Source organism: Variovorax sp. YR752 (genome assembly GCF_943372545.1).
The window spans coordinates 1-26,610 of the sequence record NZ_CALRZC010000074.1 but is presented as its reverse complement, the minus strand read 5'-3'; the positions used below and the strand labels follow the sequence as shown (position 1 = coordinate 26,610).

At 68.8% G+C, this 26,610-nt stretch carries 24 protein-coding genes; 11 read left to right on the top strand and 13 right to left on the bottom strand.

Going from position 1 to position 26,610, the window contains the following annotated elements:
- Positions 1-11: 11 nt before the first annotated feature.
- On the bottom strand, positions 12-701 hold the full coding sequence (locus AAG801_RS18650) for a YggS family pyridoxal phosphate-dependent enzyme (protein ID WP_341889685.1): 690 nt from the start codon (positions 699-701) through the stop codon (positions 12-14).
- A gap of 70 nt (positions 702-771) precedes the next feature.
- Here AAG801_RS18650 and AAG801_RS18645 point away from each other — a divergent pair, with 70 nt between their 5' ends.
- From AAG801_RS18645 to AAG801_RS18635, 3 genes are all read left to right on the top strand, one after another.
- Positions 772-1,815, top strand: coding sequence for a type IV pilus twitching motility protein PilT (locus AAG801_RS18645; RefSeq protein WP_341889684.1), 1,044 nt, complete (start codon positions 772-774; stop codon positions 1,813-1,815).
- Between the two features lie 21 nt (positions 1,816-1,836).
- Positions 1,837-2,973 (top strand): PilT/PilU family type 4a pilus ATPase, encoded by a 1,137-nt coding sequence (locus tag AAG801_RS18640; RefSeq protein ID WP_341889683.1) that lies wholly within the window; start codon positions 1,837-1,839, stop codon positions 2,971-2,973.
- Positions 2,974-3,034: 61 nt separating this feature from the next.
- A complete protein-coding gene (locus AAG801_RS18635; RefSeq protein ID WP_341889682.1) occupies positions 3,035-3,928 on the top strand; it encodes an NAD(P)-dependent oxidoreductase in 894 nt (297 codons plus the stop codon).
- Between the two features lie 30 nt (positions 3,929-3,958).
- On the opposite strand, the gene AAG801_RS18630 is transcribed toward AAG801_RS18635, so the two are convergent.
- Genes AAG801_RS18630 through AAG801_RS18620 form a run of 3 tightly spaced genes read right to left on the bottom strand, consistent with a single transcriptional unit; the run spans position 3,959 to position 5,634 of the window.
- The gene (locus AAG801_RS18630; protein ID WP_341889681.1) at positions 3,959-4,579 is read right to left on the bottom strand and encodes a BON domain-containing protein; all 621 of its coding nucleotides are present in this window, start codon (positions 4,577-4,579) and stop codon (positions 3,959-3,961) included.
- A gap of 14 nt (positions 4,580-4,593) precedes the next feature.
- Entirely contained in the window at positions 4,594-5,190 is a 597-nt protein-coding gene (locus AAG801_RS18625) for a phosphoheptose isomerase (RefSeq protein ID WP_341889680.1), read from the bottom strand.
- Between the two features lie 60 nt (positions 5,191-5,250).
- The gene (locus AAG801_RS18620) at positions 5,251-5,634 is read right to left on the bottom strand and encodes a YraN family protein (protein ID WP_341889679.1); all 384 of its coding nucleotides are present in this window, start codon (positions 5,632-5,634) and stop codon (positions 5,251-5,253) included.
- On the opposite strand from AAG801_RS18620, the gene rsmI reads away from it, so the two are divergent.
- From rsmI to AAG801_RS18605, 3 genes are all read left to right on the top strand, one after another.
- Positions 5,624-6,538, top strand: coding sequence for a 16S rRNA (cytidine(1402)-2'-O)-methyltransferase (gene rsmI, locus AAG801_RS18615; RefSeq protein WP_341889678.1), 915 nt, complete (start codon positions 5,624-5,626; stop codon positions 6,536-6,538). The genes AAG801_RS18620 and rsmI overlap by 11 nt on opposite strands.
- A 97-nt stretch (positions 6,539-6,635) precedes the next feature.
- Entirely contained in the window at positions 6,636-8,111 is a 1,476-nt protein-coding gene (gene tldD / locus AAG801_RS18610) for a metalloprotease TldD (protein WP_341889677.1), read from the top strand.
- Between the two features lie 234 nt (positions 8,112-8,345).
- Positions 8,346-9,458 carry a 3-deoxy-7-phosphoheptulonate synthase gene (locus tag AAG801_RS18605; protein WP_341889676.1) on the top strand — a complete coding sequence of 371 codons (1,113 nt, stop codon included), beginning with the start codon at positions 8,346-8,348 and terminating at the stop codon, positions 9,456-9,458.
- Here AAG801_RS18605 and AAG801_RS18600 read toward each other — a convergent pair whose 3' ends face one another.
- Positions 9,459-12,125, bottom strand: coding sequence for a bifunctional acetate--CoA ligase family protein/GNAT family N-acetyltransferase (locus AAG801_RS18600; RefSeq protein ID WP_341889675.1), 2,667 nt, complete (start codon positions 12,123-12,125; stop codon positions 9,459-9,461). It abuts the gene before it with no gap.
- A 114-nt stretch (positions 12,126-12,239) separates the two neighbouring features.
- Between AAG801_RS18600 and AAG801_RS18595 the strand changes: the two genes are divergently transcribed.
- Positions 12,240-14,873 carry a cation-translocating P-type ATPase gene (locus AAG801_RS18595; protein WP_341889674.1) on the top strand — a complete coding sequence of 878 codons (2,634 nt, stop codon included), beginning with the start codon at positions 12,240-12,242 and terminating at the stop codon, positions 14,871-14,873.
- A 93-nt stretch (positions 14,874-14,966) separates the two neighbouring features.
- On the top strand, positions 14,967-15,251 hold the full coding sequence (locus AAG801_RS18590) for a hypothetical protein (protein ID WP_341889673.1): 285 nt from the start codon (positions 14,967-14,969) through the stop codon (positions 15,249-15,251).
- 98 nt (positions 15,252-15,349) lie between these two features.
- Here AAG801_RS18590 and AAG801_RS18585 read toward each other — a convergent pair whose 3' ends face one another.
- The gene (locus AAG801_RS18585; protein WP_341889672.1) at positions 15,350-15,922 is read right to left on the bottom strand and encodes a cob(I)yrinic acid a,c-diamide adenosyltransferase; all 573 of its coding nucleotides are present in this window, start codon (positions 15,920-15,922) and stop codon (positions 15,350-15,352) included.
- Positions 15,923-15,983: 61 nt separating this feature from the next.
- Between AAG801_RS18585 and AAG801_RS18580 the strand changes: the two genes are divergently transcribed.
- Entirely contained in the window at positions 15,984-17,399 is a 1,416-nt protein-coding gene (locus AAG801_RS18580) for an FAD-linked oxidase C-terminal domain-containing protein (RefSeq protein ID WP_341889671.1), read from the top strand.
- On the opposite strand, the gene AAG801_RS18575 is transcribed toward AAG801_RS18580, so the two are convergent.
- Genes AAG801_RS18575 through AAG801_RS18565 form a run of 3 tightly spaced genes read right to left on the bottom strand, consistent with a single transcriptional unit; the run spans position 17,400 to position 22,257 of the window.
- On the bottom strand, positions 17,400-19,028 hold the full coding sequence (locus AAG801_RS18575) for a SpoVR family protein (protein ID WP_341889670.1): 1,629 nt from the start codon (positions 19,026-19,028) through the stop codon (positions 17,400-17,402).
- Positions 19,025-20,308, bottom strand: a complete 1,284-nt coding sequence (locus AAG801_RS18570; protein WP_341889669.1) for a YeaH/YhbH family protein — start codon at positions 20,306-20,308, stop codon at positions 19,025-19,027. Before AAG801_RS18570 ends, AAG801_RS18575 begins: the two co-directional genes overlap by 4 nt.
- A gap of 26 nt (positions 20,309-20,334) precedes the next feature.
- Complete coding sequence (locus AAG801_RS18565; protein ID WP_341889668.1) at positions 20,335-22,257, bottom strand: PrkA family serine protein kinase; 1,923 nt, start codon at positions 22,255-22,257, stop codon at positions 20,335-20,337.
- Between AAG801_RS18565 and AAG801_RS18560 the strand changes: the two genes are divergently transcribed.
- Positions 22,235-22,534: a hypothetical protein gene (locus AAG801_RS18560; protein ID WP_341889667.1), complete on the top strand. Its 300-nt coding sequence runs from the start codon at positions 22,235-22,237 to the stop codon at positions 22,532-22,534. The two genes, AAG801_RS18565 and AAG801_RS18560, sit on opposite strands and share 23 nt — an antisense overlap.
- 49 nt (positions 22,535-22,583) lie before the next feature.
- Here AAG801_RS18560 and AAG801_RS18555 read toward each other — a convergent pair whose 3' ends face one another.
- Positions 22,584-23,477, bottom strand: coding sequence for a ParB/RepB/Spo0J family partition protein (locus AAG801_RS18555; RefSeq protein ID WP_341889666.1), 894 nt, complete (start codon positions 23,475-23,477; stop codon positions 22,584-22,586).
- A gap of 19 nt (positions 23,478-23,496) precedes the next feature.
- Positions 23,497-24,072, bottom strand: a complete 576-nt coding sequence (locus AAG801_RS18550) for an alpha/beta hydrolase (protein WP_341889665.1) — start codon at positions 24,070-24,072, stop codon at positions 23,497-23,499.
- Between the two features lie 17 nt (positions 24,073-24,089).
- On the opposite strand from AAG801_RS18550, the gene argC reads away from it, so the two are divergent.
- Positions 24,090-25,031 carry an N-acetyl-gamma-glutamyl-phosphate reductase gene (gene argC / locus AAG801_RS18545; RefSeq protein ID WP_341889664.1) on the top strand — a complete coding sequence of 314 codons (942 nt, stop codon included), beginning with the start codon at positions 24,090-24,092 and terminating at the stop codon, positions 25,029-25,031.
- Positions 25,032-25,078: 47 nt separating this feature from the next.
- Here argC and AAG801_RS18540 read toward each other — a convergent pair whose 3' ends face one another.
- On the bottom strand, positions 25,079-25,873 hold the full coding sequence (locus tag AAG801_RS18540) for a GNAT family N-acetyltransferase (RefSeq protein WP_341889663.1): 795 nt from the start codon (positions 25,871-25,873) through the stop codon (positions 25,079-25,081).
- A 4-nt stretch (positions 25,874-25,877) separates the two neighbouring features.
- The coding region (locus AAG801_RS18535) for an AAA family ATPase (RefSeq protein WP_341889662.1) at positions 25,878-26,610 on the bottom strand (733 nt) is incomplete at its 5' end.

The following is a 26,610-nucleotide window of genomic DNA, read 5'->3' as shown; positions in this document are numbered from 1 at the left end:
CGCGAAGGCGCTCAGCCGCGCGCGCCGAAGATCGCGCTGCCCACGCGCACCATCGTCGAGCCTTCGAGGATCGCCGCTTCGAGATCGGCGCTCATGCCCATCGACAGGGTGTCGAGCGCGAGGCCCTGCGCTCGCAGCACCTCGAACAGCTCGCGCAACGCCCGGTGCGGCACCCGCTGCGCGGCGAGGTCGGCGGCCGGCTCGGGAATCGCCATCAGGCCGCGCAGCACGACGCGCGGCAGTGCGACCACTGCCTTGGCCACCTCGGCCACGTCACCCGGGGCGAGCCCGCTCTTGCTGTCTTCACCGCTGATGTTGACCTGCAGGCACAGCTGCAGCGGCGGCAGATTCGCCGGCCGCTGCTCCGACAAGCGCTGCGCGATCTTCAGCCGATCGACCGAGTGCACCCAGTCGAACTGCTCGGCGACGATGCGCGTCTTGTTGCTCTGCAGCGGGCCGATCAGGTGCCATTCGATCTCGGCGCGCAGATCGGCCAGCGCGGCGATCTTGTCGACGCCCTCCTGCACATAGTTCTCGCCGAAGCAGCGCTGGCCGGCGGCATGCGCTTCGCGCACCGCGTCGGGCCCGAAGGTTTTGCTCACACACAGCAGCGTGACGCTTTGCACGGGGCGCTGTGCGTCGTCGCAGGCACTGGCAATGCGAGCACGCACTTGTTGTATGTTGCCGAGGATCGTCGCCATAATCGATTCGAGAGTATCCACGCGACGCCGCTGAGTGCGCCGTGCCCGCGCACGAACAACCCGTTACTCCATGGACATCACCCAACTGCTCGCGTTCTCGGTCAAGAACAAGGCTTCCGACCTGCACCTGTCGGCCGGCCTGCCGCCGATGATCCGCGTGCACGGCGACGTGCGCCGCATCAATGTCGACCCGCTCGAGCACAAGCAGGTGCACGACATGGTGTACGACATCATGAACGACTCGCAGCGCAAGGCGTACGAAGAGACGCTGGAGTGCGACTTCTCGTTCGAGATCCAGGGCCTGGCGCGCTTTCGCGTCAACGCCTTCAACCAGAACCGCGGCGCCGGCGCCGTGTTCCGGACGATTCCGTCGAAGATCCTGACGCTCGAGCAGCTCAACGCGCCAAAGGTATTCGCCGAGCTGTCGCTCAAGCCGCGCGGCCTGGTGCTGGTCACCGGCCCGACCGGTTCGGGCAAGTCGACCACGCTGGCGGCGATGGTCAACCACCTCAACGAGAACGAGTTCGGCCACGTGCTGACGGTCGAAGACCCGATCGAGTTCGTGCACGAGTCGAAGAAGTGCCTGGTCAACCAGCGCGAGGTCGGCCCGCACACGCTGAGCTTCGCCAACGCGCTGCGCTCGGCGCTGCGCGAGGACCCGGACGCCATCCTGGTCGGCGAAATGCGCGACCTGGAGACCATCCGCCTGGCGCTGACCGCGGCGGAAACCGGCCACCTGGTGTTCGGCACGCTGCACACCTCGAGCGCCGCGAAGACGGTCGACCGCGTGGTCGACGTGTTCCCCGCGGCCGAGAAGGAAATGGTGCGCGCGATGCTGTCGGAGTCGCTGATCGGCGTGATCTCGCAGACGCTGTGCAAGCTCAAGGACGGCAGCGGCCGCATCGCCTCGCACGAGATCATGCTGGGCACGGCCGCGATCCGCAACCTGATCCGCGAGAACAAGATCGCGCAGATGTATTCGTCGATCCAGACCGGCAACAGCCTGGGCATGCAGACGCTGGACCAGAACCTCGCCGACCTGGTGCGGCGCAACGTGATCTCGCCGGCGGAAGCCCGCGCCAAAGCCAAGTTCCCCGAGAACTTCCCTGGCTGAGCTCTGAAGGAACGCTGAATCATGGAACGCGACCAGGCATCCAAGTTCGTCAACGACCTGCTGCGGCTGATGGTCAGCCGCAACGGCTCCGACCTCTTCCTCACCGCCGACTTCCCGCCCGCGATCAAGGTCGACGGCAAGGTCACCAAGGTGTCGCCGCAGCCGCTGACCGGCGCGCACACGCTGGCGCTGACGCGCTCGGTGATGAACGACAAGCAGGCCGCCGAGTTCGAGCGCACGAAGGAGTGCAATTTCGCGATCTCGCCGCAGGGCATCGGCCGCTTCCGCGTCAACGCCTTCGTGCAGCAGGGCAACGTCGGCCTGGTGATGCGGACGATCCCGCAGACGCTGCCGACCATCGACAGCCTGAACCTGCCGCAGGTGCTCAAGGACGTCGCGATGACCAAGCGCGGCCTGGTCATCTTCGTCGGCGCCACCGGCTCGGGCAAGAGCACCTCGCTGGCGGCGATGGTCGACTTCCGCAACGAGAACTCGCACGGCCACATCATCACCATCGAGGACCCGGTCGAGTTCGTGCACCCGCACAAGAACTGCATCGTCACGCAGCGCGAGGTCGGCATCGACACCGACGGCTGGGAGCAGGCGCTGAAGAACACGCTGCGCCAGGCGCCCGACGTCATCCTGATGGGCGAGATCCGCGACCGCGAGACCATGGAACACGCGGTCGCCTTCGCCGAGACCGGCCACCTGTGCATGGCCACGCTGCACGCCAACAGCGCCAACCAGGCGCTGGACCGGATCATCAACTTCTTCCCGGAAGAGCGCCGCGCCCAGCTGCTGATGGACCTCTCGCTGAACCTGCGCGGTCTGGTCTCGCAGCGCCTGCTGCCTCGCCAGGAGGGCAAGGGCCGCGTCGCGGCGGTTGAGATCATGCTGAACACGCCGCTGATCGCCGACATGATCTTCAAGGGCGAGGTCGCCGACATCAAGGACCTGATGAAGCGCTCGCGCGAGCTCGGCATGCAGACCTTCGACCAGGCGCTGTTCGACCTGTACGAGAGCAACCTCGTCACCTACGAAGACATCCTGCGCAACGCCGACTCGGTCAACGACCTGCGCCTGCAGGTCAAGCTGCACAGCCAGCGTGCGCGCAGCACCGACCTGGCGGCGGGCACGGAGCACCTGACGATCGTGTAGTCTGGCGCTTCGCTGAATCAACACGGCCTCTGACGAGGCCGTGATCCTTTCCGGAGCCCCGATGAGCACGAGAACCTACGATCCGATCCCGCCGCGCGACGTCGCCTTCCTCGGCCTGGGCGTGATGGGCCATCCGATGGCCGGCCACTTGGCGCGCGCCGGCCACCGGACCACCGTCTACAACCGCACTGCCGCCAGGTCGGCTGCCTGGGCGGCCGAATACGGCGGCTGCCACGCGCCGACGCCGCGTGAGGCCACCAAGGGCGCCGACATCGTCTTCGCCTGCGTCGGCAACGACGACGACCTGCGCTCGGTGACGCTCGGCGCCGACGGCGCCTTCGCCGGCATGAAGCCGGGCGCCATCTTCGTCGACCACACCACCGCCTCGGCCGAGGTCGCGCGCGAACTCGGTGCGCAGGCCGAGAAGCGCAGTCTGAAGTTCATCGATGCGCCGGTCTCCGGCGGCAACCTCGGCGCGATCAACGGTGCGCTGACGGTGATGTGCGGCGGCGACCCTCACGCCTTCGAGACCATCAAGCCGGTGGCGATGGCTTTCTCCAAGGCGGTCACGCTGCTCGGCCCCAACGGGGCCGGCCAGCTCGCCAAGATGGTGAATCAGATCGCCATCGCCGGGCTGGTGCAGGGCCTGGCCGAAGCAATCGCCTTCGGCGAGCGCGCCGGGCTGGACATGAAGGCCGTGCTCGGCGTGATCGGCAAGGGCGCCGCGCAGAGCTGGCAGATGGACAACCGCGGGCCGACGATGGTCGAAGGGAAGTTCGACTTCGGCTTCGCGATCGACTGGATGCGCAAGGACCTCGGCCTGGTGCTCGACGAGGCGCGCCGCAACGGCGCGCGGCTGCCGGTCACCGCGCTGGTCGATCAGTTCTACGCCGACCTGCAGGCCCAGGGCGGCAACAGGCTCGACACCTCGAGCCTGATCAAGCGCTTGCGCTGATCGGCCCGGCCCCGGAGCCGGGGCCGGTGGTCAGGGCTTCTGGGCCTGCTTGGGCTGGATCTCGGCCAGCTCGGCCTCGCTGATCACCTCGAACACGCGCACCACCTTGAGCACGCCGGGCACACCGCGCGCGATGTCGGAGGCGCGGGTGGACTCGCGCTCGGTGACGCGGCCCATCAGGTAGACGGTGCCGCGCTCGGTGGTCACCTTGATGGCGGTGGCGAACACGTCCTTCGCATCGATGAAGCTCGCCTTCACCTTGCTGGTCAGGATGGCGTCGTTGGAGCGGTTGGCCAGCGACGACGAGCCCATCACCGCCAGCTCGTTGACGACGCTGCGCACGCCCTCGATCTTCGCCACCGCCTGCTCGACCGCGACCTTGTCGGTCTCGGCCACCACCTCACCGGTGAGCAGCGCGACGCGGTTGTAGCTGGTGACGTTGACGTGGCCACGCTCGCCGACGGCTTCGCGCACACGGGTGTTCGACTTCAGCTCGATCGCCTGATCCTCGAGCTGGGTGCCCGAAGTGCGGCGGTCGCTCACCATCATCGAGGTGCCGACCACGGCGCCGCCAACCAGCAGCGGTGCGCAGGCTGACATCAGCGCGGCGGCCGCCAGGCCCGCGAGAAGCACGGCGGGGCGTCGAAGCATGGAACCTTGGATCGTCATGTGTTTTCCTGTTCTCCCAGCAGCTGCAGGTCGACGGCGTCGCACAGGCAGTGCAGCACGAGGATGTGCACTTCCTGGATGCGCGCGGTGCGCTCGTGCGGCACGCAGATGTGCACGTCGGTCTCGCCCAGGCGCTCGCGCAGCTTGCCGCCGCCCCGCCCGGTCAGCGCGATGACCGTCATTTCCTTGGCCTTCGCGGCCTCGACCGCGGCCAGCACGTTGGCCGAATTGCCGCTGGTGCTGATGGCCAGCAGCACGTCGCCCGGCGCGCCGAGCGCCTGCACCTGCTTGGAATAGATCGAGTTGAAGTCGTAGTCGTTGCCGATCGCCGTGAGGATCGACGTGTCGGTGGTCAGTGCGATGGCCGCGAGGCCGGGGCGCTCGCGCTCGAAGCGGCCGACGAACTCGGCCGCGAAGTGCTGCGCGTCGCTGGCCGAACCGCCGTTGCCGCAGGCCAGCACCTTGCCGCCGGCGGTAATGCAACCGACCACCGCGTGCACGGCATCGGCGATCGGTTTGGAGAGGATCTCCGCAGCGGCGTACTTCAGGTCGGCGCTGTCGAAGAACTGCTGCTGAATGCGTTGCTCGAGCATGGTGGGCGATGATAAGACACGCACCTGTCGCGACGGTTCCATGCGCACCGTGACAGGGCGTCACTGCGCATCGAAGGCGCCGCGCAGCCATTCGATGCGGCCGGCATCGATGGCGATCACGTCGAAACGGCATGGCGGCGGGCTGGCGAAGCGCAGCAGGTAGTGGCGCGCAGCCAGCACGATGCGCTGCTGCTTGGCCGTACCCACCGTCGCGGCCGCACCGCCATGGTGGCCACGCTGGCGCGCTCGCACCTCGGCGAACACCAGCGTGCCGTCGCGATCGCGCAGGATCAGGTCGACTTCGCCGGCGCGCGCGTGCGGGCCGCGCGCGACCCGATAATTGCGCTCCACCAGCACGAGGCCGGCACGCTGCAGATGTTCCAGCGCGAGCGCCTCGCCCTCGTCGCCGATCGCCTTCGTCGTCCGCCGTCCCGTGAACACCATCGATGCCTCGCTGTTGCGGCAGGCCGCCGCCGCCGCGGCGGGCGGCCAGAGTTTCCCGGCCGGCGCACTGTACGTGGTGGCAACGCCGATCGGCAACCTCGCCGACCTGAGCCTGCGCGCGATCCACGTGCTCGGCCTGGTCGATGCGATCGCCTGCGAGGACACGCGCCACAGCGCACCGCTGTTGCGCCTGCTGGGCATCGAGGGCAAACCGCTGCTGGCGGTGCACGAGCACAACGAGCGCGAGGCGGCCGAGGGGGTGGTCGCTCGCCTGGCACGCGGCGAGCGCGTCGCCTTCGTCAGCGATGCGGGAACGCCGGCGGTGAGCGACCCGGGCGCGGCGCTGGTCGCGGCCGCCACGGCGGCCGGCCATCGCTGCCTGCCGATCCCGGGCGCGAGCAGCGCCGCCGCCGCGCTCAGCGTCGCCGGCGATGCGCTCGGCCACGGCTTCGTCTTCCACGGCTTCCTCGGCGCCAAGGGGGCCGAACGTGCGCAGGCCCTCAAGCAGATCGGCGACGACCCGCGCACGACCATCCTGTTCGAGGCGCCGCACCGCATCGAGTCGCTGGCGCGAGAACTGACCACGCTCGGCGCACGGCGGATCACGGTCTGCCGCGAGCTGACCAAGCAGTTCGAGTCGGTGCACACGCTCGCGGCCGAGGCGCTGCCGGCCTGGCTGGCAGCCGACGCCAACCGGCTGCGCGGCGAGTTCGTGCTGGTGCTGCATGCCGCACCGCGCGACGAGGCCGTGGCCGCGCCGCAGCACGACCGCGTGCTCGACGCGCTGCTCGCGGCACTTCCGCTGAAGCAGGCCGTCGCGTTGGCCGTGGAACTCACCGGTGCGCCGCGCAATGCGCTCTACGAACGCGCGCTGGCGCGCAAGCGCGACGCCGAAGACCGCTGAGCGGCGTCGCCAGGCCTGCCCACGAGGCAATCCCGCGTCGGCCGGTGCGGCGGCGGCCGGCTCCTAGAATGGCCCGACGCTTCCCGAGGACGCCGCCATGATCTCCCGCGAACCCACGATCGAACGCCTGGCTATCGCCCGCTCGCTGCTGCTCGAGCCCTTCGGGCTGACCGAAGCGACGCTGTCGAAGGCGCTGGCGACCATCGCCACGCACCGCATCGACGACGCCGACCTCTACTTCCAGTACACGCGCAGCGAGGGCTGGAGCCTGGAGGAGGGCATCGTCAAGAGCGGCAGCTTCGGCATCGACCAGGGCGTGGGCGTGCGCGCGGTGGCCGGCGAGAAGACCGCTTTCGCCTACTCCGACGACATCTCCGAGGCCGCGCTGCTCGACGCGGCAGCCACGGTGCGCACCATCGCCGCGGCCGGACAGAGCCGGCGCATCAAGATCGACGCGCCGCAGAAGATCGCGGCCAGCCGCATCCTCTACGCGCCGATGGACCCGATCGCGACGCTGGACAGCACGCAGAAGGTGGCGCTGCTCGAGCGCGTCGAGAAGCTGGCCCGCGCCAAGGACCCACGCATCGTGCAGGTGATGGCCGGCCTGGCCGGTGAATACGACGTGGTGCTGGTGGCACGCGCCGACGGGACGCTGGCGGCCGACGTGCGCCCGCTGGTGCGCCTGTCGGTGACGGTGATCGCCGAGCAGACCATCGCGGGCGAGGTGCGCCGCGAAGTCGGCAGCGGCGGCGGCGGCGGCCGCTTCGGCTTCGGCTACTTCCACGACGCGATGATCGAGAGCTACGTCGACCAGGCGGTCAAGGCGGCGCTGACCAACCTCGAGTCGCGCCCGGCCAAGGCCGGCGAGATGAGCGTGGTGCTCGGCCCCGGCTGGCCCGGCGTGCTGCTGCACGAGGCGGTCGGCCATGGCCTGGAAGGCGACTTCAACCGCAAGGGCTCGAGCGCCTTCTCCGGCCGCATCGGCCAGCGCGTGGCGGCCAAGGGCGTGACGGTGCTCGACGACGGCACCATCCCCGATCGCCGCGGCTCGCTGAACATCGACGACGAGGGCCACGCCTCGCAGCGCAACGTGCTGATCGAGGACGGCATCCTCAAAGGCTACATCCAGGACGCGATGAATGCGCGCCTCATGAAGGTCAAGCCGACCGGCAACGGCCGGCGCGAGAGCTACGCCGCGGTGCCGATGCCGCGCATGACCAACACCTACATGCTCGGCGGAGACAAGTCGCCCGAGGAGATCGTCGCCGGCCTCAAGCGCGGCCTGTACGCCACCAACTTCGGCGGCGGCCAGGTCGACATCACCAGCGGCAAGTTCGTGTTCTCCGCCAGCGAGGCGTTCTGGGTCGAGAACGGCAGGATCCAGTACCCGGTCAAGGGCGCGACCATCATCGGCAACGGGCCGGATGCGCTGACGCGCGTGAGCGGCATCGGCAACGACATGAAGCTCGACACCGGCGTCGGCGTGTGCGGCAAGGACGGCCAGAGCGTGCCGGTGGGTGTGGGACAGCCGACGCTGCGCATCGACCGGCTGACGGTTGGAGGCACGGCGTGACGACTGCGCCACAGTCCCTTGGCGCGCTGCAGCATGGCCGTGATACATTCGCGCCCATGTCTTCGCGCAGCTTCTTTTTTGCGTACTTTTGGTTCTCGCACCGCCCGGCGGATGGAGAGGCAAGCGCATAAGCGAAGACAGCGCAGCGAATCCAGAAACCGCCGGGCCCCCAGCCCGGCGGTTTTTTTTCGCCCTGCGCTCCAGCAAACCCACCAGAACGAGGAGCCGTCCGCCATGACCAGCAAGTCCGCCAGCGAGAGCTGGTATGCGCACAGCGAGCGCACCAGCCAGACCGACGACCAACGCATCAAGGACGTGACTCCCTTGCCGCCGCCCGAACACCTGATCCGCTTCTTCCCGATCGCCGGCACGGCGATCGAGAAGCTGATCGGCAACACCCGCTCGGCGATCCGCCACATCATGCAGGGCAAGGACGACCGCCTGCTGGTCGTCATGGGCCCGTGCTCGATCCACGACCCGGCCGCCGCACTCGACTACGCGCGCCGCCTGAGGGCGCAGCGCGACAAGTACGCCGACCGCCTCGAGATCGTCATGCGCGTGTACTTCGAGAAGCCACGCACGACCGTCGGCTGGAAGGGGCTGATCAACGATCCGTACATGGACGAGAGCTACCGCATCGACGAGGGCCTGCGCATCGCCCGACAGCTGCTGGTGGAGATCAACCGCCTGGGCGTGCCGGCCGGCAGCGAGTTCCTCGACGTGATCTCGCCGCAGTACATCGGCGACCTGATCTCCTGGGGAGCGATCGGCGCGCGCACCACCGAGAGCCAGGTGCACCGCGAACTGGCCTCGGGCCTGTCGGCGCCGATCGGCTTCAAGAACGGCACCGACGGCAACATCAAGATCGCCACCGACGCGATCCAGGCGGCGGCGCGGCCGCACCACTTCCTGTCGGTGCACAAGAACGGCCAGGTGGCGATCGTCGAGACCAAGGGCAACAAGGACTGCCACGTGATCCTGCGCGGCGGCAAGACGCCGAACTACGACGCCGCGAGCGTGGCCGCGGCCTGCAAGGAGATCGAGGCGGCCAAGCTCGACTGCACGCTGATGGTCGACTGCAGCCACGCCAACAGCAGCAAGCAGCACGAGAAGCAGGTCGAGGTGGCGCGCGACATCGCCCAGCAGATGAAGGCCGGCAATCGCTGCATCTTCGGCGTGATGGTGGAGAGCCACCTCGCCGCCGGCGCACAGAAGTTCAGCCCAGGCAAGGACGACCCGGCCAAGCTCGCCTACGGCCAGAGCATCACCGACGCCTGCATCGGCTGGGACGATTCGCTCGAGGTGCTGGAGGTGCTCGCCGCGGCGGTGAAGCAGCGCCGCGGCTAGTCAAGTCTGCAGCGGCAGCTCGATCCAGCGTGTGCCCGGCTCGTCCGGGTTCGGCGACTCGGCGAAGCCGAGCTCGCGTGCCAGTTCCAGCATGCGGGTGTTCTCCGCCAGCACGGTGGCCACCAGCCGCTGCGTGCCGTGCTGGCGCAGGTAGTCGATGATCTGCTGCATCAGCAACTCGCCCAGGCCCTCGCCCTTGAGTTCGCTGCGCACGATGATGCCGAACTCGGCCTCGACGTTGTCGGGGTCGGCCACCGCGCGCACCACGCCCAGCGTCTGCTCGATGCCATCGGCCGCGGGCGCGGTGGCAACGAAGGCCATCTCCCGCGCATAGTCGATCTGCGTGAGTCGGGCCAGCTCGGTGCGCTCGATGCTGCGGCGGCTGTAGAAGACGCGCAGCCGCACGTCCTCGGGGTCGAGGTGCTGCAGGAACTCGAGGTGCTGCGCCTCGTCCTCCGGCCGGATCGGCCGCACGGTCAGGCGCCGGCCATGCCAGTCCTGCGTGTGGACGAGTTGAGAGGGGTAGGGCCGGATCGCGAAGTTCAGCGCTCCCGCCGGGGCCGCGATGCTCAGGCGCGCACGTGCGTCGAGCGCGATGGCGCCCTTGGCATCGACGATCAGCGGGTTGATGTCGAGCTCGGCGATCTGCGGCACGTCGGCGAGCAACTGCGAGACGGCCATCAGCACGCCGAGCAGGCTGGCCTCGTCGGCCGGTGGCGTGTCGCGGAAGCCGCGCAGCAGCCTGGCCACGCGCGTGCGCGCCACCAGCGCGCGCGCCAGCGGTTCGTTCAGCGGCGGCAGCGCGATGGCGCGGTCGGCCAGCACCTCCACCGCGGTGCCGCCCTGGCCGAACAGGATCACCGGGCCGAACACCGAGTCGATGCTGGCGCCGACGATCAACTCCTGCGCGCCGGCGCGCTGCACCATCGCCTGCACGGTGAAGCCGTCGATGCGCGCGCTCGGTCGCTGCGCGCGCACGCGCGCCAGCATGTCGGCAGCGGCGGCACGCACCTGCGGCTCGCCGGCCAGGCCGAGCACGACGCCGCCGACATCGGACTTGTGCGAGATGTCGGCACTGAGGATCTTCAGCACCACCGGGAAGCCCATCGCCGCCGCCGCCGATGCCGCTTCGGCCGGATCGGCGCCGACACGCTGCGTGGCCACCACGGGGATGCCGCAGGCGGCCAGCAGCGCCTTCGCCTCCGGCTCGGTGAGCATGTCGCGGCCGCTGGAGAGCACCTGCTGGACGATCGAGCGAACGGCGCCGAGATCGGGCTCGACGCTGCGCGCCGGCCGGGCCGGCGCGGCCTCGATCAGCTGTGCCTGGTTCTGCCGGTAGGTCACCAGCATCGAGAAGGCGCGCACCGCCTCCTCCGGTGTCTCGTAGCCGGCGATGCCGGCGGCGCGGAAGATCTCGCGCGCCTCGCTCACCGCCTCGCCGCCGAGCCAGCAGCCGAGCACGCGAGGCGGGCTCTGGCTGGCCAGCGGCACCAGCGCGCGAGCGATGTCGGCGCTCGCCACGATCGCCGTGGGCGCATGCACGAACAGCACCGCACCGGCGGACGGGTCGGCGTTGATCGCCTCCAGCGCCTGCACGTAACGCTCGGCGGGCGCGTCGCCGATGATGTCCACCGGGTTGCCGCGTGACCAGTTGGCCGGCATCTGCGCATCGAGCCGGGCGAGGGTCTCGGCGCTCAAGTCGGCCAGTTCGACGCCGACATGCGCCGCGCAGTCGGCCGCCATCACGCCGGCGCCGCCCCCGTTGGTCAGGATGACCAGCTTCTCGCCGCGGTTGGCGCGAAAGCGCGCCAGCGTCTCGGCAGCGAGGAAGAGCTGCTGCAGGGTGTCCACGCGCAGCATGCCGGCGCGCGCGATGGCGGCGTCGTAGACGATGTCCGAGCCGGCCAGCGCGCCAGTGTGCGAGGCCGCCGCGCGCTGGCCCTGCAGCGAGCGGCCGGACTTGATGACGATCACCGGCTTGTTGCGTGCCGCCGCGCGCGCCGCCGACATGAACTTGCGCGGCGCTTCGATCGACTCGATGTAGAGCAGGATGGCGCGGGTCTTCGGGTCGCTGCCGAGGAAGTCGAGCATGTCGCCGAAGTCGACGTCGGCATGCTCGCCGAGCGATACCAGCTGCGAGAAGCCGATGCGCCGCGAGCGCGCCCAGTCGAGCATCGCCGTCATCAACGCCCCCGACTGGGTGACGAAGGCGAGGTCGCCGGGCAGCGCGTCGGTGTGCGCGAAGCTCGCATTCAGGCCGCGGTGCGGCACCAGCATGCCGATGCAGTTGGGCCCGAGGATGCGCAGCAGGTGAGGCTTCGCAGCGTCGAGCATGGCCTGGCGCTGCGCCTTGTCGAGCCCGGCGGTCAGCACCACGGCGGCACGCGTGCCCGCCGCGCCGAGCTCGGCGATCAGCCCAGGCACCGCAGCCGGTGGTGTGCAGATCACGGCCAGCTCGGGCACCTCGGGCAGGTCGGCCACACGGGCGTAGACCGGCACGCCGTCGAACTCACGATGCTTCGGGTTGACCGCGAAGCAGCGCCCCTTGAAGCCGTTGCCGTGCAGGTTGCGCCACACCGTGGCGCCGACGCTGCCAGGGCGCTGCGAGGCACCGATCACGGCCACCGAGGCGGGGTCGAAGAGATGGTCGAGGTGGCGGATGCTCATGGGAGGCGATGATGGCGCGGCTTCGTGACGGATGGTCTCCTGCGCGCTTGATGCCAGTCAATCGGTGCGCAGGTCCACAGGGTCCATGCAGGGTGCATGCCCACAATCGGGCCCATGCACACCCACTGGCACCTGCGCGATGCGCACGAACTGGCCCGCGAGCACGGCGTCGACCCGGCGCTCGGCCTCGACGAAGCCGAGGCGGCGCTGCGCGTGCTGCGCCACGGCCCGAACGAGATCGCTGGCGGCCCACAACGCACGCCGCTGTCGCTGCTGATCGCGCAGTTCAAGGACTTCATGATCCTGGTGCTGATCGGCGCCGCGATCATCTCCGGCGTGATCGGCGAGCTGGTCGACACGCTGGCCATCGTCGTCATCGTGCTGCTCAACGCGTTGATCGGCTTCGTGCAGGCCTGGCGCGCCGACCGTGCCCTGGCCGCGCTGCAGCAGCTGGCCGCGGCGCGCGCCACGGTGCTGCGCGGCGGCGAGCGCCAGGCCCTGCCGGCCAGCCAGCTGGTGCCCGGCGACATCGTGCTGCTCGAGGCCGGCAACCAGGTGCCGGCCGACCTGCGGCTGATCGAGATCGCGCAGTTGCGCGTCGACGAGTCGGCACTCACCGGTGAATCGGTGGCAGTGGACAAGCACACGCAGACGCTGCAGGAGCGCGAGGCCGCGCTGGGCGACCGGCTCAACATGGCCTTCAAGGGCACCACCGCCGCGCATGGCCGCGGCCGCGGCATCGTCGTGGCCACCGGCATGGCCACCGAGCTCGGCAAGGTGGCCGGGTTGCTCGACCGGGCCGGGGAAACACAGACGCCGCTGCAGCTGCGCCTGGCCGCCTTCGGCAAGCGCCTCGCGCTGGTGGTGCTGGCGATCTGCGCGCTGATCTTCGTGGTCGGCGTGCTGCGCGGCGAATCGCCGGTGCTGATGGTGCTGACGGCGGTGAGCCTGGCGGTGGCGGCGATCCCCGAATCGCTGCCGGCGGTGGTCACGGTGCTGCTGGCGCTCGGCGCGCGCCGCATGGTGGCGCACAACGCGCTGGTGCGGCGCCTGCCCTCGGTGGAGACGCTGGGCTCGGTCAGCACCATCTGCTCCGACAAGACCGGCACGCTGACGCTCAACCGCATGCAGGCCGAGCGTGTCGTCGCCGAAGGCGCGGCCCACGCCGAGACGCTGCGCGCCGCGGCGCTGTGCAACGACGCCGTGCGCGGCCCCGATGGCGCCTGGCAGGGCGACCCGACCGAGACGGCGCTGACCACGCTGGCTGCGGGCGAGGGGCAGCACAAGGCCGCACTGGAGGCCGCCTGGCCGCGCATCGCCGAGCTGCCCTTCGATTCGCAGCGCAAGCGCATGAGCACGCTGCACCGCTGCGACGGCGGCCTCGTGCTCTACACCAAGGGCGCGCCGGAGTCGCTGCTGCCGCGCTGCACGGCGCGCTGGCGGCCGGACGACGAAGGCGGCACCGCGCCGCTGGACCTCGCCGCCGAGATGGCCGTGGCCGAGACCCTGGCCGCCCAAGGCCTGCGCGTGCTCGCCTTCGCCCGGCACCCGCTGCCCGACGCCGACCTCTCTGCCGATGCCGATGCCGTGGAGCGGGAACTGGAACTGATCGGCCTGGTGGCGCTGATCGACCCGCCGCGCCCCGAGGCGGCGGCCGCGGTGCGCGACTGCCTGAGCGCCGGCATCACGCCGGTGATGATCACCGGCGACCACCCGGCCACCGCGCGTGCGATCGCGCACCGGCTGGGCATCGTCGACGCCGCCGACGCGCCTGTGCTCACGGGCACCATGCTCGCCGCGCTCGACGACAGCGCATTGCGCGCGCAGTGCGCCGACGTGCGCATCTACGCCCGCGTCGACCCGGCACAGAAGATCCGCATCGTCGAGGCCTTGCAGTCGCTCGGCCGCTTCGTCGCGATGACCGGCGACGGCGTCAACGATGCGCCGGCGCTCAAGCGGGCCGACATCGGCGTGGCCATGGGCCGCGGCGGCACCGACGTGGCGCGTGAGGCGGCCAGCCTGGTGCTGCTGGACGACAACTTCGCCACCATCGTCGCCGCGGTGCGCGAGGGCCGGCGCATCTACGACAACATCCGCAAGTTCGTGCGCTATGCGATGACCGGCAATTCCGGCGAGATCTGGACGCTGTTCCTCGCACCCATGCTCGGCCTGCCGATACCGCTGCTGCCGATCCACATCCTGTGGGTCAACCTGGTCACCGACGGCCTGCCCGGCCTGGCGCTGGCCGCCGAGCCGGCCGAGCGCGGCGTGATGCAGCGCCCGCCGCGCCCGCCCGGCGAGAGCCTGTTCGCCGACGGGCTGTGGCAGCACGTGCTGTTCATCGGCCTCTTGATCGGCGGGCTGTGCCTGGCGGTGCAGGCCTGGGCGATCGAGACCGGCCATGCGCACTGGCAGACCATGGTGTTCTGCGTGCTGACCTTCGCGCAGATGGCGCATGTGCTGGCGGTGCGCTCAGAGCGAGATCCGCTGTGGCGCCAGGGCCTCGGCTCGAACTGGCCGCTGACGGGCGCGGTGGCGCTGACCTTGCTGCTGCAGCTGGCGACCGTCTACGTGCCCTGGCTGCAGCCGATCTTCAAGACCGAGGCGCTGGATGCCTCCGAACTGGCGATCTGCGTGGCCGCGGCGCTGATCGTCTACGCAGCGGCCGAGGGCGAGAAGGCCTGGCGCCGCCATCGGGCGACACAAAGTGAGCAAGCACTTGCGGTAAGTGGTAAGCAGATGGGCTGAGCCCGTAACGCGGGTAAAGCGCGGCAAAAGGGCTGGCCGCGCTGGCTGATGGGGGCTGCAATGGAGCTTCTCTCAACCACAAGGAGGTCCACCATGACCCTGCGTGCTTCGCTGATCCGCTTCACCCTCGCCACCGCCTGCACCGGCTTCGCCGCCGCCAGCATGGCACAGACCGCGGCGCCGGCCGCCCCGGACGCCAAGGGCCGCATGGCGGTCGAGGCTGCCTTCACCAAGGCCGACGCCAACGCCGACGGCAAGGTCACCAAGGACGAGGCCATCAAGATGCCGGAGATCGCCGGCAAGTTCGAAGCCCTCGACAAGGACAAGGACGGCGCGCTGACGCTGGCCGAGTTCGCAGCCGGCTTCAAGATGGGCTGATCGACAAGCTCAACCCGCGGGCGGCGACGCTCGCGGGCCGAGCGCCGGGCCGCTCCCTCCGGGGGGGGGCCGCCGACGTACCCGTCGGCCGGGGGCTGTCACTCCCCGCGCGCCAGCTTCTCGCTCTTCCAGTAGACGTCGTCGCCGCCCAGGCCGTCGAGGTTGGCGCGGTTGAGCACCCGGGCCAGCACGAAGAGCAGGTCCGACAGGCGGTTCAGGTACTGGCGCGGTGTCGCCCGCAAGGCCTCGGCGTGATCGAGCGCCACCACCGCACGCTCGGCCCGCCGCGCCACCGTGCGGCAGACGTGGGCCAGCGCCGCGCTGCGCGTGCCGGCGGGCAGGATGAACTCCTGCAACTTGGGCAGGGTGGCGTTGTGCTGCGCCAGCGCCTCGTCCAGCCGCAGGACGGCGTCGTCCTTGAGCAGTTGGAAGCCGGGGATCGACAGCTCGCCGCCGAGGTTGAACAGCTCATGCTGGATCACCACCAGCAACTCGCGCACCTCGTCGGGCAGTGGCTCGGCCAGCAGCACTCCGATGGTCGAGTTCAGCTCGTCGACGTCACCCATCGCCTGCACGCGCAAGTGGTCTTTCGCAACGCGCGTGCCGTCACCCAGGCCGGTGGTGCCGTCGTCGCCGGTGCGCGTGGCGATCTGCGTCAGTCGTTGTCCCATGGGCGCGATGGTAGCCAATGCCTAGAATGCCTCACGCCTCGATGCCCTTGCGGAGACCGCCATGAATGCGCCCACCGATCTGCCCTTGCACGTCCAGCCTCGTGAGGTGCCTGCCGCGATGCTCGACGCGCTGAAGGCGCGCTTCGGCGAGCGCTGCAGCACGGCACTGGCGGTGCGCGAGCAGCACGGCCGCGACGAGTCGCCGTTCGACGTGCGTCCGCCCGATGCCGTGGTGTTCTGCGAGAGCACCGAGGAGGTGGCCGCGGTGGTCTCGCTGGCCGACCGCCACGCCGTGCCGGTGATCCCCTTCGGTGTCGGCTCCTCGCTCGAAGGCCACCTGCTCGCGGTGCAGGGCGGCGTGAGCATCGACCTGTCGCGCATGAGCCGCGTGCTGCAGGTCAACCCCGAGGACCTGACCGCCACCGTCGAGCCGGGCGTGACGCGCGAGCAGCTCAACCGCGAGATCCGCGACACCGGCCTGTTCTTCCCGATCGACCCGGGCGCGAATGCCTCGCTCGGCGGCATGGCGGCCACGCGCGCCAGCGGCACGAACGCGGTGCGCTACGGCACGATGCGCGAGAACGTGCTCGGCCTGACGGTGGTGACGGCCAGCGGCGAGGTCATCCACACCGGCACGCGGGCGAAGAAGTCCAGCGCCGGCTACGACCTCACGCGCCTGATGGTCGGCAGCGAAGGCACGCTGGGCGTGATCACCGCCGTCACGTTGAAGCTGTACCCGCTGCCCGAGGCGGTCAGTGCCGCGATCTGCCACTTCAAGGACATCGGCTCGGCGGTGGCCACGACCATCCAGATCATCCAGATGGGCGTGCCGATCGCACGTTGCGAACTGCTCGACGTGAATGCCGTGCGCGCGGTCAACGAGCACTCGAAGCTCGGCCTGCGCGAGGCGCCGATGCTGCTGATGGAGTTCCACGGCAGTGAAGCCGGCGTCAAGGAACAGGCCGAGACGGTGCAGGCGATCGCCGCCGAGAGCGGTGGCGAGGATTTCGAATGGGCCAGCACGCCGGAGGAGCGCACGCGGCTGTGGAGCGCGCGCCACAAGGCCTACTTCGCCGGCATGACTCAGCACCCGGGCTGCCGCACCGTCACCACCGACACCTGCGTGCCGATCTCGCGGCTGACCGAGATCATCGAGGCCTCGGTCGCCGAGGCCGATGCCTCGGGGCTGCCGTACTACATCGTCGGCCATGTCGGCGACGGCAACTTCCACCTCGCCTACCTGGTGAAGGACGGCGACGCGGCACAGCGCGAAACCGCCGAGCGCCTGAGCATGCAGATGGTTCAGCGCGCCATCGCGCTGCAGGGCACCTGCACCGGCGAGCACGGCATCGGGCTGCACAAGCAGGGCTTCCTGGTCGAGGAGACCGGCGCCGGCGCCGTCGAGATGATGCGCACGCTCAAGCGCGCGCTCGACCCGAAGAACATCCTGAACCCCGGGAAGATCTTCAGTCTCTGATCAGTTCGAGTGGTTCGCCGGCGCCGGCACTGACCAGTGCTTGGTCACCGTGCCCTGGCCGTTCACGCTGTCGAGGTGAACGCCGAAGCCCCACAGCCGAGCCACGTGCTTGAGCACCTCCTGCGCAGTGTCGTGCAGCGGACGGTCGTTGTGTTGCGTGTGGCGCAGCGTCAGTGAACGGTCGCCGCGCAGGTTGACGCTCCACACCTGGATGTTCGGCTCGCGGCTGCCCAGGTCGTACTGGTGCGACAGCGCTTCGCGCACGCTGCGATAGCCCGTCTCGTCGTGGATGGCGGCCACTTCGAGTTCGTTTTCTTTCTCGTCGTCGACGATCGCGAACAGACGGAAGTCGCGCATCAGCTTGGGCGAGAGGTACTGGCCGATGAAGCTCTCGTCCTTGAAGTTGCGCATCGCGTGGTCCAGCGTCTCCAGCCAGTCGCTGCCGGCCATCGCGGGGAACCAGGCGCGGTCCTCGTCGGTCGGGCTCTCGCAGATGCGCTTGATGTCGGTGTACATCGCGAAGCCCAGCGCGTACGGGTTGATGCCGCTGTAGTGCTTGTGGCCCACCGGCGGCTGGTACACCACGTTGGTGTGCGACTTCAGCCACTCGATCATCATGCCGTCGGTCATGTGGCCGTCGTCGTACATGGTGTTGAGCAGCTTGTGGTGCCAGAAGGTGGCCCAGCCCTCGTTCATCACCTGCGTCTGGCGCTGAGGGTAGAAGTACTGCGCGACCTTGCGCACGATGCGCACGATCTCGCGCTGCCAGGGCTCGAGCAGCGGCGCGTTCTTCTCGATGAAGTACAGCAGGTTCTCCTGCGGCTCGTCGGGGAAACGGCGCGCCTCCTTCTCGCCGGCGGCCTTCTCGGCCTTCTTCGGCAGCGTGCGCCACAGGTCGTTGACCTGCTGCTGCGCGTAGGCCTCGCGGTCCTTGCTGCGCGCGAGCTCCTGCGTGAGGCTGAGTTTGCTCGGCCGGCGATAGCGGTCGACGCCGTGGTTCATCAGCGCGTGGCAGCTGTCGAGCAGCTCCTCCACCGCGTCCAGGCCGTGGCGCTCCTCGCAGCCGTTGACGTAGTTCTTCGCGTAGACCAGGTAGTCGATGATCGACGCCGCGTCGGTCCACATGCGGAACAGGTAGTTGCCCTTGAAGAAGCTGTTGTGGCCGTAGGCCGCGTGCGCGATGACCAGCGCCTGCATCGCCATCGTGTTCTCCTCCATCAGGTAGCTGATGCAGGGATTGCTGTTGATGACGATCTCGTAGGCCAGGCCCATGTGGCCGCGCTTGTAGTTCTTCTCGGTGGAGATGAACTCCTTGCCGTAGCTCCAGTGGCGGTAGTTCACCGGCATGCCGACCGACGCGTAGGCGTCCATCATCTGCTCGGCGGTGATGATCTCGAGCTGGTTCGGGTAGGTGTCCAGGCCGAAGCGCTGCGCCGTCTCGCGGATCACCGCGTGGTATTGCTCGATCAGGTCGAACGACCAGTCGCTCGGCGCAGGCAGGTGCTGCTGCGCGCGCGGCGGCGTGACGATGTCCGCGGCACGCGTGGTCCGGCCCTTCAGCGCCTTGGCGAGGTCGGGCTCGAACAGATCGGCCGTGCCGTCGGGCACGAAGTTGGCCTTGCGCGTCATGCGGGCGTCCCTTCCTTCTTGAACAGATCGCGGAACACCGGGTAGATCTGGTTCGCTTCGGTCACCTTGCGGATCGCGAAGGCCTTGGTCTCCGCGGCGAGCGCGGCGTACTCGTCCCAGAGGTTCTGTTCTTCCTCGGCCACCTGCACGTAGGCGAAGTAGCGGCACAGCGGCAGGATCTTGTCGGCCAGCAACTCGCGGCAGCGGCCGCTGTCGTGGTGCCAGTTGTCGCCGTCGCTGGCCTGTGCACCGTAGATGTTCCACTCGCTGGTCGGGTAGCGGGCACGGGCGATCTCTTCCATCAGCACCAGCGCGCTGGACACCACCGTGCCACCCGTCTCGGTGGCGTGGAAGAAGTTCTGCTCGTCGACCTCCTGTGCCTGCGTATGGTGGCGAATGAAGACGATGTCGATCTTCTCGTAGTGCCGCGTCAGGAACAGGTACAGCAGGATGAAGAAGCGCTTGGCCAGGTCCTTGCGCGATTCGTCCATCGAGCCGGAGACGTCCATCAGGCAGAACATCACCGCCTTGCTGGTCGGCACCGGCACGCGCACGCGGCTGCGGTAGCGCAGGTCGATCGGGTCGAGGTAGGGGATGCGGCCGAGCCGCGCCCGCAGCGCCTCGATCTCACGCTCGAGTTCGGGGATCTCGTGGGCGAACGGATTCGGCTGCGGGTGGCGGCGGATGCCGTCGAGCTTCTCTTCGAGCAGCTTCAGCTCGCGGCGGCTCTCGCTGCCCAGCGCGATGCGCCGGCTGATCGCACCGCGCATCGAGCGCACCACGTGCAGGTTGTTCGGCGTGCCGTCGCTGGAGTAACCGGCACGGTGCGTCTTGAACTCGGGCGTCTCGGCCAGCGTGGTGCGTGCGAGGTTGGGCAGGGCCAGGTCGTCGAAGAAGACCTGCATGAACTCCTCCTTGCTGAGGTGGAAGACGAAATCGTCCTCGCCCTCGCCGGAGTCGCTCGCCTGCCCGCCACCGCTGCCGCCGCCCCCACCGCCCTTGGGCCGCTCGATGCGGTCGCCGCGCACGTAGTCCTGGTTGCCCGGATGCACCATCTCCCGCTTGCCGCCCTGACCGTGGCCGAACACCGGCTCGGTGATGTCGCGCTTGGGGATGTGGATGTCCTCGCCCTTCTCCATGTCGCGGATGCCGCGACCGTCCACCGCGCGCTTGACCGCCTCGCGGATCTGCTCCTTGTGGCGGCGCAGGAAGCGCTCGCGGTTGCCGATGGACTTGTTCTTGCCCGCCAGCCGCCGGTCGATGATGCTCTGCAAGGCCATTCAGCGTTGCTCCGTGGACTGACGGCTCAGGACGACTTCCGCACGCGCAGGTACCACTCGCACAGCAGGCGCACCTGCTTGGGCGTGTAGCCCTTGGCGACCATGCGGGTGACGAAGTCCTCGTGCTTCTTGGCCTCGTCGGCGCTGGCCTTGGCGTTGAAGCTGATCACCGGCAGCAGTTCCTCGGTGTTCGAGAACATCTTCTTCTCGATCACCGTGCGCAGCTTCTCGTAGCTGGTCCACAGCGGGTTCTTGCCCTGGTTGCTGGCCCGTGCGCGCAGCACGAAGTTGACGATCTCGTTGCGGAAGTCCTTCGGGTTCGAGATGCCGGCCGGCTTCTCGATCTTCTCCAGTTCGGCGTTCAGCGAGGCGCGGTCGAACACCTCGCCGGTGTCGGTGTCGCGGTACTCGTGGTCCTGGATCCAGTAGTCGGCGTAGGTGACGTAGCGGTCGAAGATGTTCTGACCGTACTCGCTGTAGCTCTCGAGGTAGGCGGTCTGGATTTCCTTGCCGATGAACTCGGCGTACTTCGTCGCCAGGTGCTCCTTGATGAAGGAGAGGTACTTCTGCTCCGTCTCCGGCGGGAACTGCTCACGCTCGATCTGCTGCTCGAGCACGTACATCAGGTGCACCGGGTTGGCGGCGACTTCCGTGCTGTCGAAGTTGAAGACCTTGGAGATGATCTTGAAGGCGAAGCGCGTCGAGATGCCGCTCATGCCTTCGTCGACCCCGGCGTAGTCGCGGTACTCCTGGAAGCTCTTGGCGCGCGGGTCGGTGTCCTTCAGGTTCTCGCCGTCGTAGACCAGCATCTTGGAATAGAGCGACGAGTTTTCCGGCTCCTTCAGGCGCGTGAGCACGGCGAACTGGCTCATCATCTTCAGCGTGCCGGGCGCGCAGGTGGCGTTGGCCAGCGACGAGCCGCGCAGCAGCTTCTCGTAGATCTTGACCTCTTCGCTGACACGCAGGCAGTAGGGCACCTTGACGATGTAGATGCGGTCGAGGAAGGCCTCGTTGTTCTTGTTGTTGCGGAAGGCCTTCCACTCGCTCTCGTTGCTGTGCGCGAGCACGACGCCGTCGAACGGGATCGCGCCGAAGCCTTCGGTGCCCTTGAAGTTGCCTTCCTGCGTGGCGGTCAGCAGCGGGTGCAGCACCTTGATCGGCGCCTTGAACATCTCGACGAACTCGAGCAGGCCCTGGTTGGCCAGGCACAGGCCGCCGGAGAAGCTGTAGGCGTCCGGGTCGTCCTGAGCGAAGGTCTCGAGCTTGCGGATGTCGACCTTGCCGACCAGCGAGCTGATGTCCTGGTTGTTCTCGTCGCCCGGCTCGGTCTTGGCGATGCCGACCTGCTTGAGCACCGACGGGAAGCGCTTGACGACCTTGAACTTGCGGATGTCGCCGCCGTACTCCTCCAGACGTTTCACGGCCCAGGGTGACAGGATGCGGTTCAGGTAGCGACGCGGAATGCCATATTCCTTCTCGAGGATCGGCCCGTCTTCCGCGACGTCGAACAGACCCAGCGGCGACTCGTTCACCGGCGAGCCCTTGATCGCGTAGAACGGCACCTCCTGCATCAACTGCTTCAGTCGCTCGGCGATCGAGCTCTTGCCGCCGCCCACCGGGCCGAGCAGGTAGAGGATCTGCTTCTTCTCCTCGAGGCCCTGCGCGGCATGGCGGAAGTACGAGACCACCTGTTCGATGGAGTCTTCCATGCCGTAGAACTCGGCGAAGGCGGGGTAGACCTTGATGACCTTGTTCGCGAACAGGCGCGACAGGCGCGGGTCGTTGCGCGTATCCACCGTCTGCGGCTCGCCGATCGCCTGGAGCATGCGCTCTGCGGCTGTCGCGTACGCCACCGGGCTGCGCTTGCACTCGGCGAGGTAGTCCTCGAGCGAGAGCTCTTCCTCGCGGGTGCGCTCGAAGCGCGCAGTGAAGCTGCTGATCACATCCATGCCGATCTCCTACTCAGGACTGCGGCACACCGGCGTGATTCCGGTCTGCCGCGAGGGGGGAAGTTCTGATGAAGTCCTACGGGCTCCATCAGAGCTTTCCAGATCGATCGGCCAGCGCTGGGCTGTGGTCGTGCGGTCAAGCTTGCTGCATCTTGCTCCTGCCGTGAACCCGAATACAAGGGTGATCACACGGCTGTTCGTCACACGGGTGGCGTCCGTGCAACTTCAGCAAGTAACGTGCCTCGCGCCGCATCGGTTGAATGCCATGGCGGACTGAGCACGCCGCAGCGTGCAAAGTTCCGCAAAGCGCGGGCGGAGAACTGGCCTCAGCGGGCGCCGAGGCCGAGCTTGTCGAGCAGGCCGTTGAGCTCTTCGAGCGAGCCGAAGGCGATCGCGACCTCGCCCTGCTCGCCGCGCTTGGTGCGCTTCTTGATGCGGATCTCGACCTGCGCAGTCAGCGCGTCGGAGAGTTCCTCCTCGATGCGCGCCACATCGCGCGGCTTCTCCCGCGGCACGCGCAGCAGCGGCTGCTGGCGCTGGTGCTGCAGCTTGGTCACCAGCTTCTCGGCCTCGCGCACGCTGAGCTTGCGCGCCACCACGTCGCCGGCGGCGAGGATCTGCTGCGCGCCGTCCAGCGGCAGCAAGGCTCGGGCATGACCCATGTCGAGGTCACCGGCCATCAGCATCTGCTGCACCGGCTCGCTGAGATTGAGCAGGCGCAAGAGGTTGCTCGCCGCGCTGCGCGAGCGGCCCACCGCCTGCGCCGCCTGCTCGTGCGTCAAACCGAATTCATCGGTGAGGCGCTTGAGGCCCTGCGCCTCTTCGAGCGGGTTCAGGTCCTCACGCTGGATGTTCTCGATCAGCGACATCGCCGCGGCGGCTTCGTCCGGCACGTCCTTGACCAGCACCGGCACTTCGTCGAGGCCGGCCAGCCTGGCGGCGCGCGTGCGGCGCTCACCGGCGATGATCTCGTAGCGGCCGCCGCCGACCGGGCGCACCAGCACCGGCTGCATCACGCCCTGCGCCTTGATGCTCTCGGCCAGTTCGTACAGCGAGCCCTCGTCCATGCGCGTGCGCGGCTGGTACTTGCCAGCCTGCAACATGTCGAGCTTGAGCGTGGACGGCGGCGTGGCGCCGGCGGGGCGGGCTGTGTCGTCGACCTTGGGGCCGAGCAGCGCTTCCAGCCCGAGCCCGAGGCCCTTGGGTTTCTTGGTGACCATGGGCGGCGATTGTCCGCGATCAGCCGCCGCGGGCCGCCAGGCGCTTCAGCAGGGCCAGGCCGTCGGGCCAGTCGCCGAGGCCCGAGTCGCCGTTGATGTGGCCACGCGGACCGATCTCGACACACTCGGCGCCCCAGTCGGCGGCCATCTGCGTGGCGCGCGGCAAGGCGCAGTAGGGGTCGTCCGTGCTGACCGCGGCGACGGCGGCGAACGGCAGACGTGTGCGCACGATCGGCCGCCAATTGAACAGGTTGGGCGGCATGTCCTCGCGCTCGGTGTCGGGCGGCGCCGCCAGCAGCGCGCCCGCCACACGTTCCACGTGCGCCGAATGCGCTGCCCAGCCGGCCACCAGCTGGCAACCCAGGCTGTGGGCGACGAGCAGCACCGGCTGTGGCGTTTCCAGCAGCACCTCGTCGAGGCGTGCCATCCAGTCGCCGCGCCGCGGCCACAGCCAGTCGTCCTGCTCGACGCGCCGGTGGCCATGCAGCACTTCCCAACGGCTCTGCCAATGGTCCGGGCCGGAGTTCAACCAGCCGGGCAGCAGCAGCACGGCATGGCCGTACCGATCAGGGTTTGCCTTATCCTTGTCGTCCATCTTTCGGGAAGCGTGACATGAAGACCCGCGTGTTCGTCGACGGCCAGGAGGGCACCACCGGCCTGCGCATCCACGAGTATCTCGCGCAGCGCGCCGACATCGAGGTGCTGCGCATCGAGGCCGACAAGCGCAAGGACAACGCCGAACGCGCCCGCCTCCTCAACGCGGCAGACGTGGCATTTCTCTGCCTGCCCGACGCGGCCGCGAAGGAAGCTGCCGCGCTGGTCACCAACCCCGGCACCTGCCTGATCGACGCGAGCACCGCGCACCGCACCGCGCCCGGCTGGGTGTTCGGCCTGCCCGAACTGGCACCCGAGCAACGCGCCGCGCTGCGCTCGAGCAAGCGCATCGCCAACCCGGGCTGCCATGCCTCGGCCTTCATCCTGCTGCTGCGGCCGCTGGTCGACGCCGGGCTGGTGCCGGCCACGCTGCCGATCAGCGCCACCTCGATCACCGGCTACTCCGGTGGCGGCAAGAAGATGATCGAGCAGTACCAGGCGGGAGGCGACAGCCGGCTGGAGTCGCCGCGGCCCTACGCGCTCAAGCTCACCCACAAGCACATCCCGGAGATGACGACGCACGCGAGGCTCGCCCAGGCGCCGCATTTCATGCCCATCGTCTCCAGTTTCTACAAGGGTTTGTCGGTGAGTGTGCCCTTGCATTTGTCCCAGCTTCCGGCGGGAACGACGGGCGCATTGCTGCACGCCGCCTACGCGAAGCGCTACGCCGGCGAGCGCTTCGTGAAGGTGATGCCGCTGTCCGACCCGGCGACGCTGGAAGACGGCTTCTTCGACGTGCAGGCCTGCAACGACACCAATCGCGTCGACATCTTCGTCTTCGCGAGCGACACCCAGGCATTGCTGATGGCGCGGCTGGACAACCTCGGCAAGGGCGCCAGCGGCGCGGCCGTACAGGCGATGAACGTGCACCTGGGCGTCGACGAAGGCCTGGGCCTCTGAGCGACGCCGACGCTCAGCCCGGACCGAGGGCGCTTCGCTTCGGCGGCTCAGGCGATCGAGGGGTCGCGCGAGCGGTAGTGATAGGCGTAGCCGTCGCCGAAACCAAGCCGGTGGTAGATGCTGCGGGCCGGGTGGTTGTCGCCGTCGACCTGCAGGTAGGCATGCCTTGCACCACGACGGTGCGCCTCCACCAGCAACTGGGCGCACAAGCGCGATGCGTAGCCCCGGCCGCGCGCCGCTTCGGCGGTGAAGATGTCGTACAGCCCGACGAGGTCGGCTTCCTGCGCAAACTGCCCGCACGCCACCACCTCGCCGTCGAGCTTCATCTCGTAGGCCTGGAAGGGAATCGGCGATTGCGCCAGACGCTGGCCGTGGGCCTGGCGCTGCGACAGTGGCGACCCGCGCAAGGCGCCGACTCGCTGCGCGAATGCCTCCAGCCCGATCGGCAGGATGGAGAGCGTGGCGGGCAGGTTGGGCGGAACGATGTTGGTCAGATCCTCCAGCACCATCACGCGGGTGTCGTCGAAGCGCTGCAGGCCCATCGCCTCGAGCGTGGCATCCAGGCCGGTGGGCTCGCTGAAGGGCGTGATGCGCACGATCAGCGGCAGCTCGGCCTGGGCGTAGACCGGCTCGCACAGCGCCAGCTTGTGGGCGACCGGCATGCGGCCGGGCGCCACGGCGTTGATGCAGCGCGCCCGCTTGGCCTTGCCCGGCGACAGGCGCACCAGCCAGCCATCGAGCCAGCGCTGCTGCGGCGGCGCACTGGCGTTCAGGCCTGCGTCCTCGACGCGCGAGAGCAGGTAGGGGTCAAAGCTGCGTGCAATGACGGGGTTCATTCGCATGGCGTCACCGCATCGATTCGATGCGCCGCACCATCTCGCCAGCGAACTCGATGAAGGCCTGTGCGCCACGCGAGGCCGGGTCGAACACCACGCCGGGCAAACCGTAGCTCGGCGCTTCGGCCAGGCGCACGTTGCGCGGGATGACGGTGTCGAACACCTTGTCTGCAAAGTGCGTCTTGAGCTGCTCGCTGACCTGCTGCTGCAGGGTGATGCGCGGATCGAACATCACGCGCAGCAGGCCGATGATCTGCAGGTCCGGGTTGAGGTTCGCGTGCACCTGCTTGATCGTATTGACCAGATCCGACAGGCCCTCGAGCGCGAAGTACTCGCACTGCATCGGCACCACCACGCCATGCGCAGCGCACAGGCCGTTGAGCGTCAGCAGGCTGAGCGAGGGTGGGCAGTCGATCAGCACGAAGTCGTAGTCGGCATCGACGGCGGCCAGCGCCGTCTTCAGGCGCTTGTCGCGTCGCTCCAGCTCGACCAGCTCGACCTCGGCCCCGGCCAGTTCGCGGTTGGCGCCGAGCACGTCGTAGCCGGCCTTGCCCTGGCGCTGGCGTGCTTCTGCCACCGTGGCGCTCTCCAGCAGCACGTCGTAGACCGACAGCTGCAGCGCCCGTTTGTCGACGCCGGAACCCATGGTGGCATTGCCCTGCGGATCGAGATCGACCACCAGAACCCGCTGACCGATGCGCGCCAGGCCGGCGGCGAGGTTGACGGTGGTGGTGGTCTTGCCG

Coding starts and splice junctions, on each gene's coding strand:
- AAG801_RS18555 (WP_341889666.1), bottom strand. CDS start 23,477: ATGGTCACCAAGAAACCCAAGGGCCTCGGGCTCGGGCTGGAAGCGCTG.
- AAG801_RS18600 (WP_341889675.1), bottom strand. CDS start 12,125: ATGAGCATCCGCCACCTCGACCATCTCTTCGACCCCGCCTCGGTGGCC.
- AAG801_RS18585 (WP_341889672.1), bottom strand. CDS start 15,922: ATGGGACAACGACTGACGCAGATCGCCACGCGCACCGGCGACGACGGC.
- AAG801_RS18640 (WP_341889683.1), top strand. CDS start 1,837: ATGGAACGCGACCAGGCATCCAAGTTCGTCAACGACCTGCTGCGGCTG.
- AAG801_RS18625 (WP_341889680.1), bottom strand. CDS start 5,190: ATGCTCGAGCAACGCATTCAGCAGCAGTTCTTCGACAGCGCCGACCTG.
- tldD (WP_341889677.1), top strand. CDS start 6,636: ATGATCTCCCGCGAACCCACGATCGAACGCCTGGCTATCGCCCGCTCG.
- AAG801_RS18565 (WP_341889668.1), bottom strand. CDS start 22,257: ATGGATGTGATCAGCAGCTTCACTGCGCGCTTCGAGCGCACCCGCGAG.
- AAG801_RS18630 (WP_341889681.1), bottom strand. CDS start 4,579: ATGCTTCGACGCCCCGCCGTGCTTCTCGCGGGCCTGGCGGCCGCCGCG.
- argC (WP_341889664.1), top strand. CDS start 24,090: ATGAAGACCCGCGTGTTCGTCGACGGCCAGGAGGGCACCACCGGCCTG.
- AAG801_RS18540 (WP_341889663.1), bottom strand. CDS start 25,873: ATGCGAATGAACCCCGTCATTGCACGCAGCTTTGACCCCTACCTGCTC.
- AAG801_RS18590 (WP_341889673.1), top strand. CDS start 14,967: ATGACCCTGCGTGCTTCGCTGATCCGCTTCACCCTCGCCACCGCCTGC.
- AAG801_RS18570 (WP_341889669.1), bottom strand. CDS start 20,308: ATGGCCTTGCAGAGCATCATCGACCGGCGGCTGGCGGGCAAGAACAAG.
- AAG801_RS18550 (WP_341889665.1), bottom strand. CDS start 24,072: ATGGACGACAAGGATAAGGCAAACCCTGATCGGTACGGCCATGCCGTG.
- AAG801_RS18635 (WP_341889682.1), top strand. CDS start 3,035: ATGAGCACGAGAACCTACGATCCGATCCCGCCGCGCGACGTCGCCTTC.
- AAG801_RS18580 (WP_341889671.1), top strand. CDS start 15,984: ATGAATGCGCCCACCGATCTGCCCTTGCACGTCCAGCCTCGTGAGGTG.
- AAG801_RS18620 (WP_341889679.1), bottom strand. CDS start 5,634: ATGGTGTTCACGGGACGGCGGACGACGAAGGCGATCGGCGACGAGGGC.
- AAG801_RS18650 (WP_341889685.1), bottom strand. CDS start 701: ATGGCGACGATCCTCGGCAACATACAACAAGTGCGTGCTCGCATTGCC.
- AAG801_RS18605 (WP_341889676.1), top strand. CDS start 8,346: ATGACCAGCAAGTCCGCCAGCGAGAGCTGGTATGCGCACAGCGAGCGC.
- AAG801_RS18595 (WP_341889674.1), top strand. CDS start 12,240: ATGCACACCCACTGGCACCTGCGCGATGCGCACGAACTGGCCCGCGAG.
- AAG801_RS18575 (WP_341889670.1), bottom strand. CDS start 19,028: ATGACGCGCAAGGCCAACTTCGTGCCCGACGGCACGGCCGATCTGTTC.
- AAG801_RS18645 (WP_341889684.1), top strand. CDS start 772: ATGGACATCACCCAACTGCTCGCGTTCTCGGTCAAGAACAAGGCTTCC.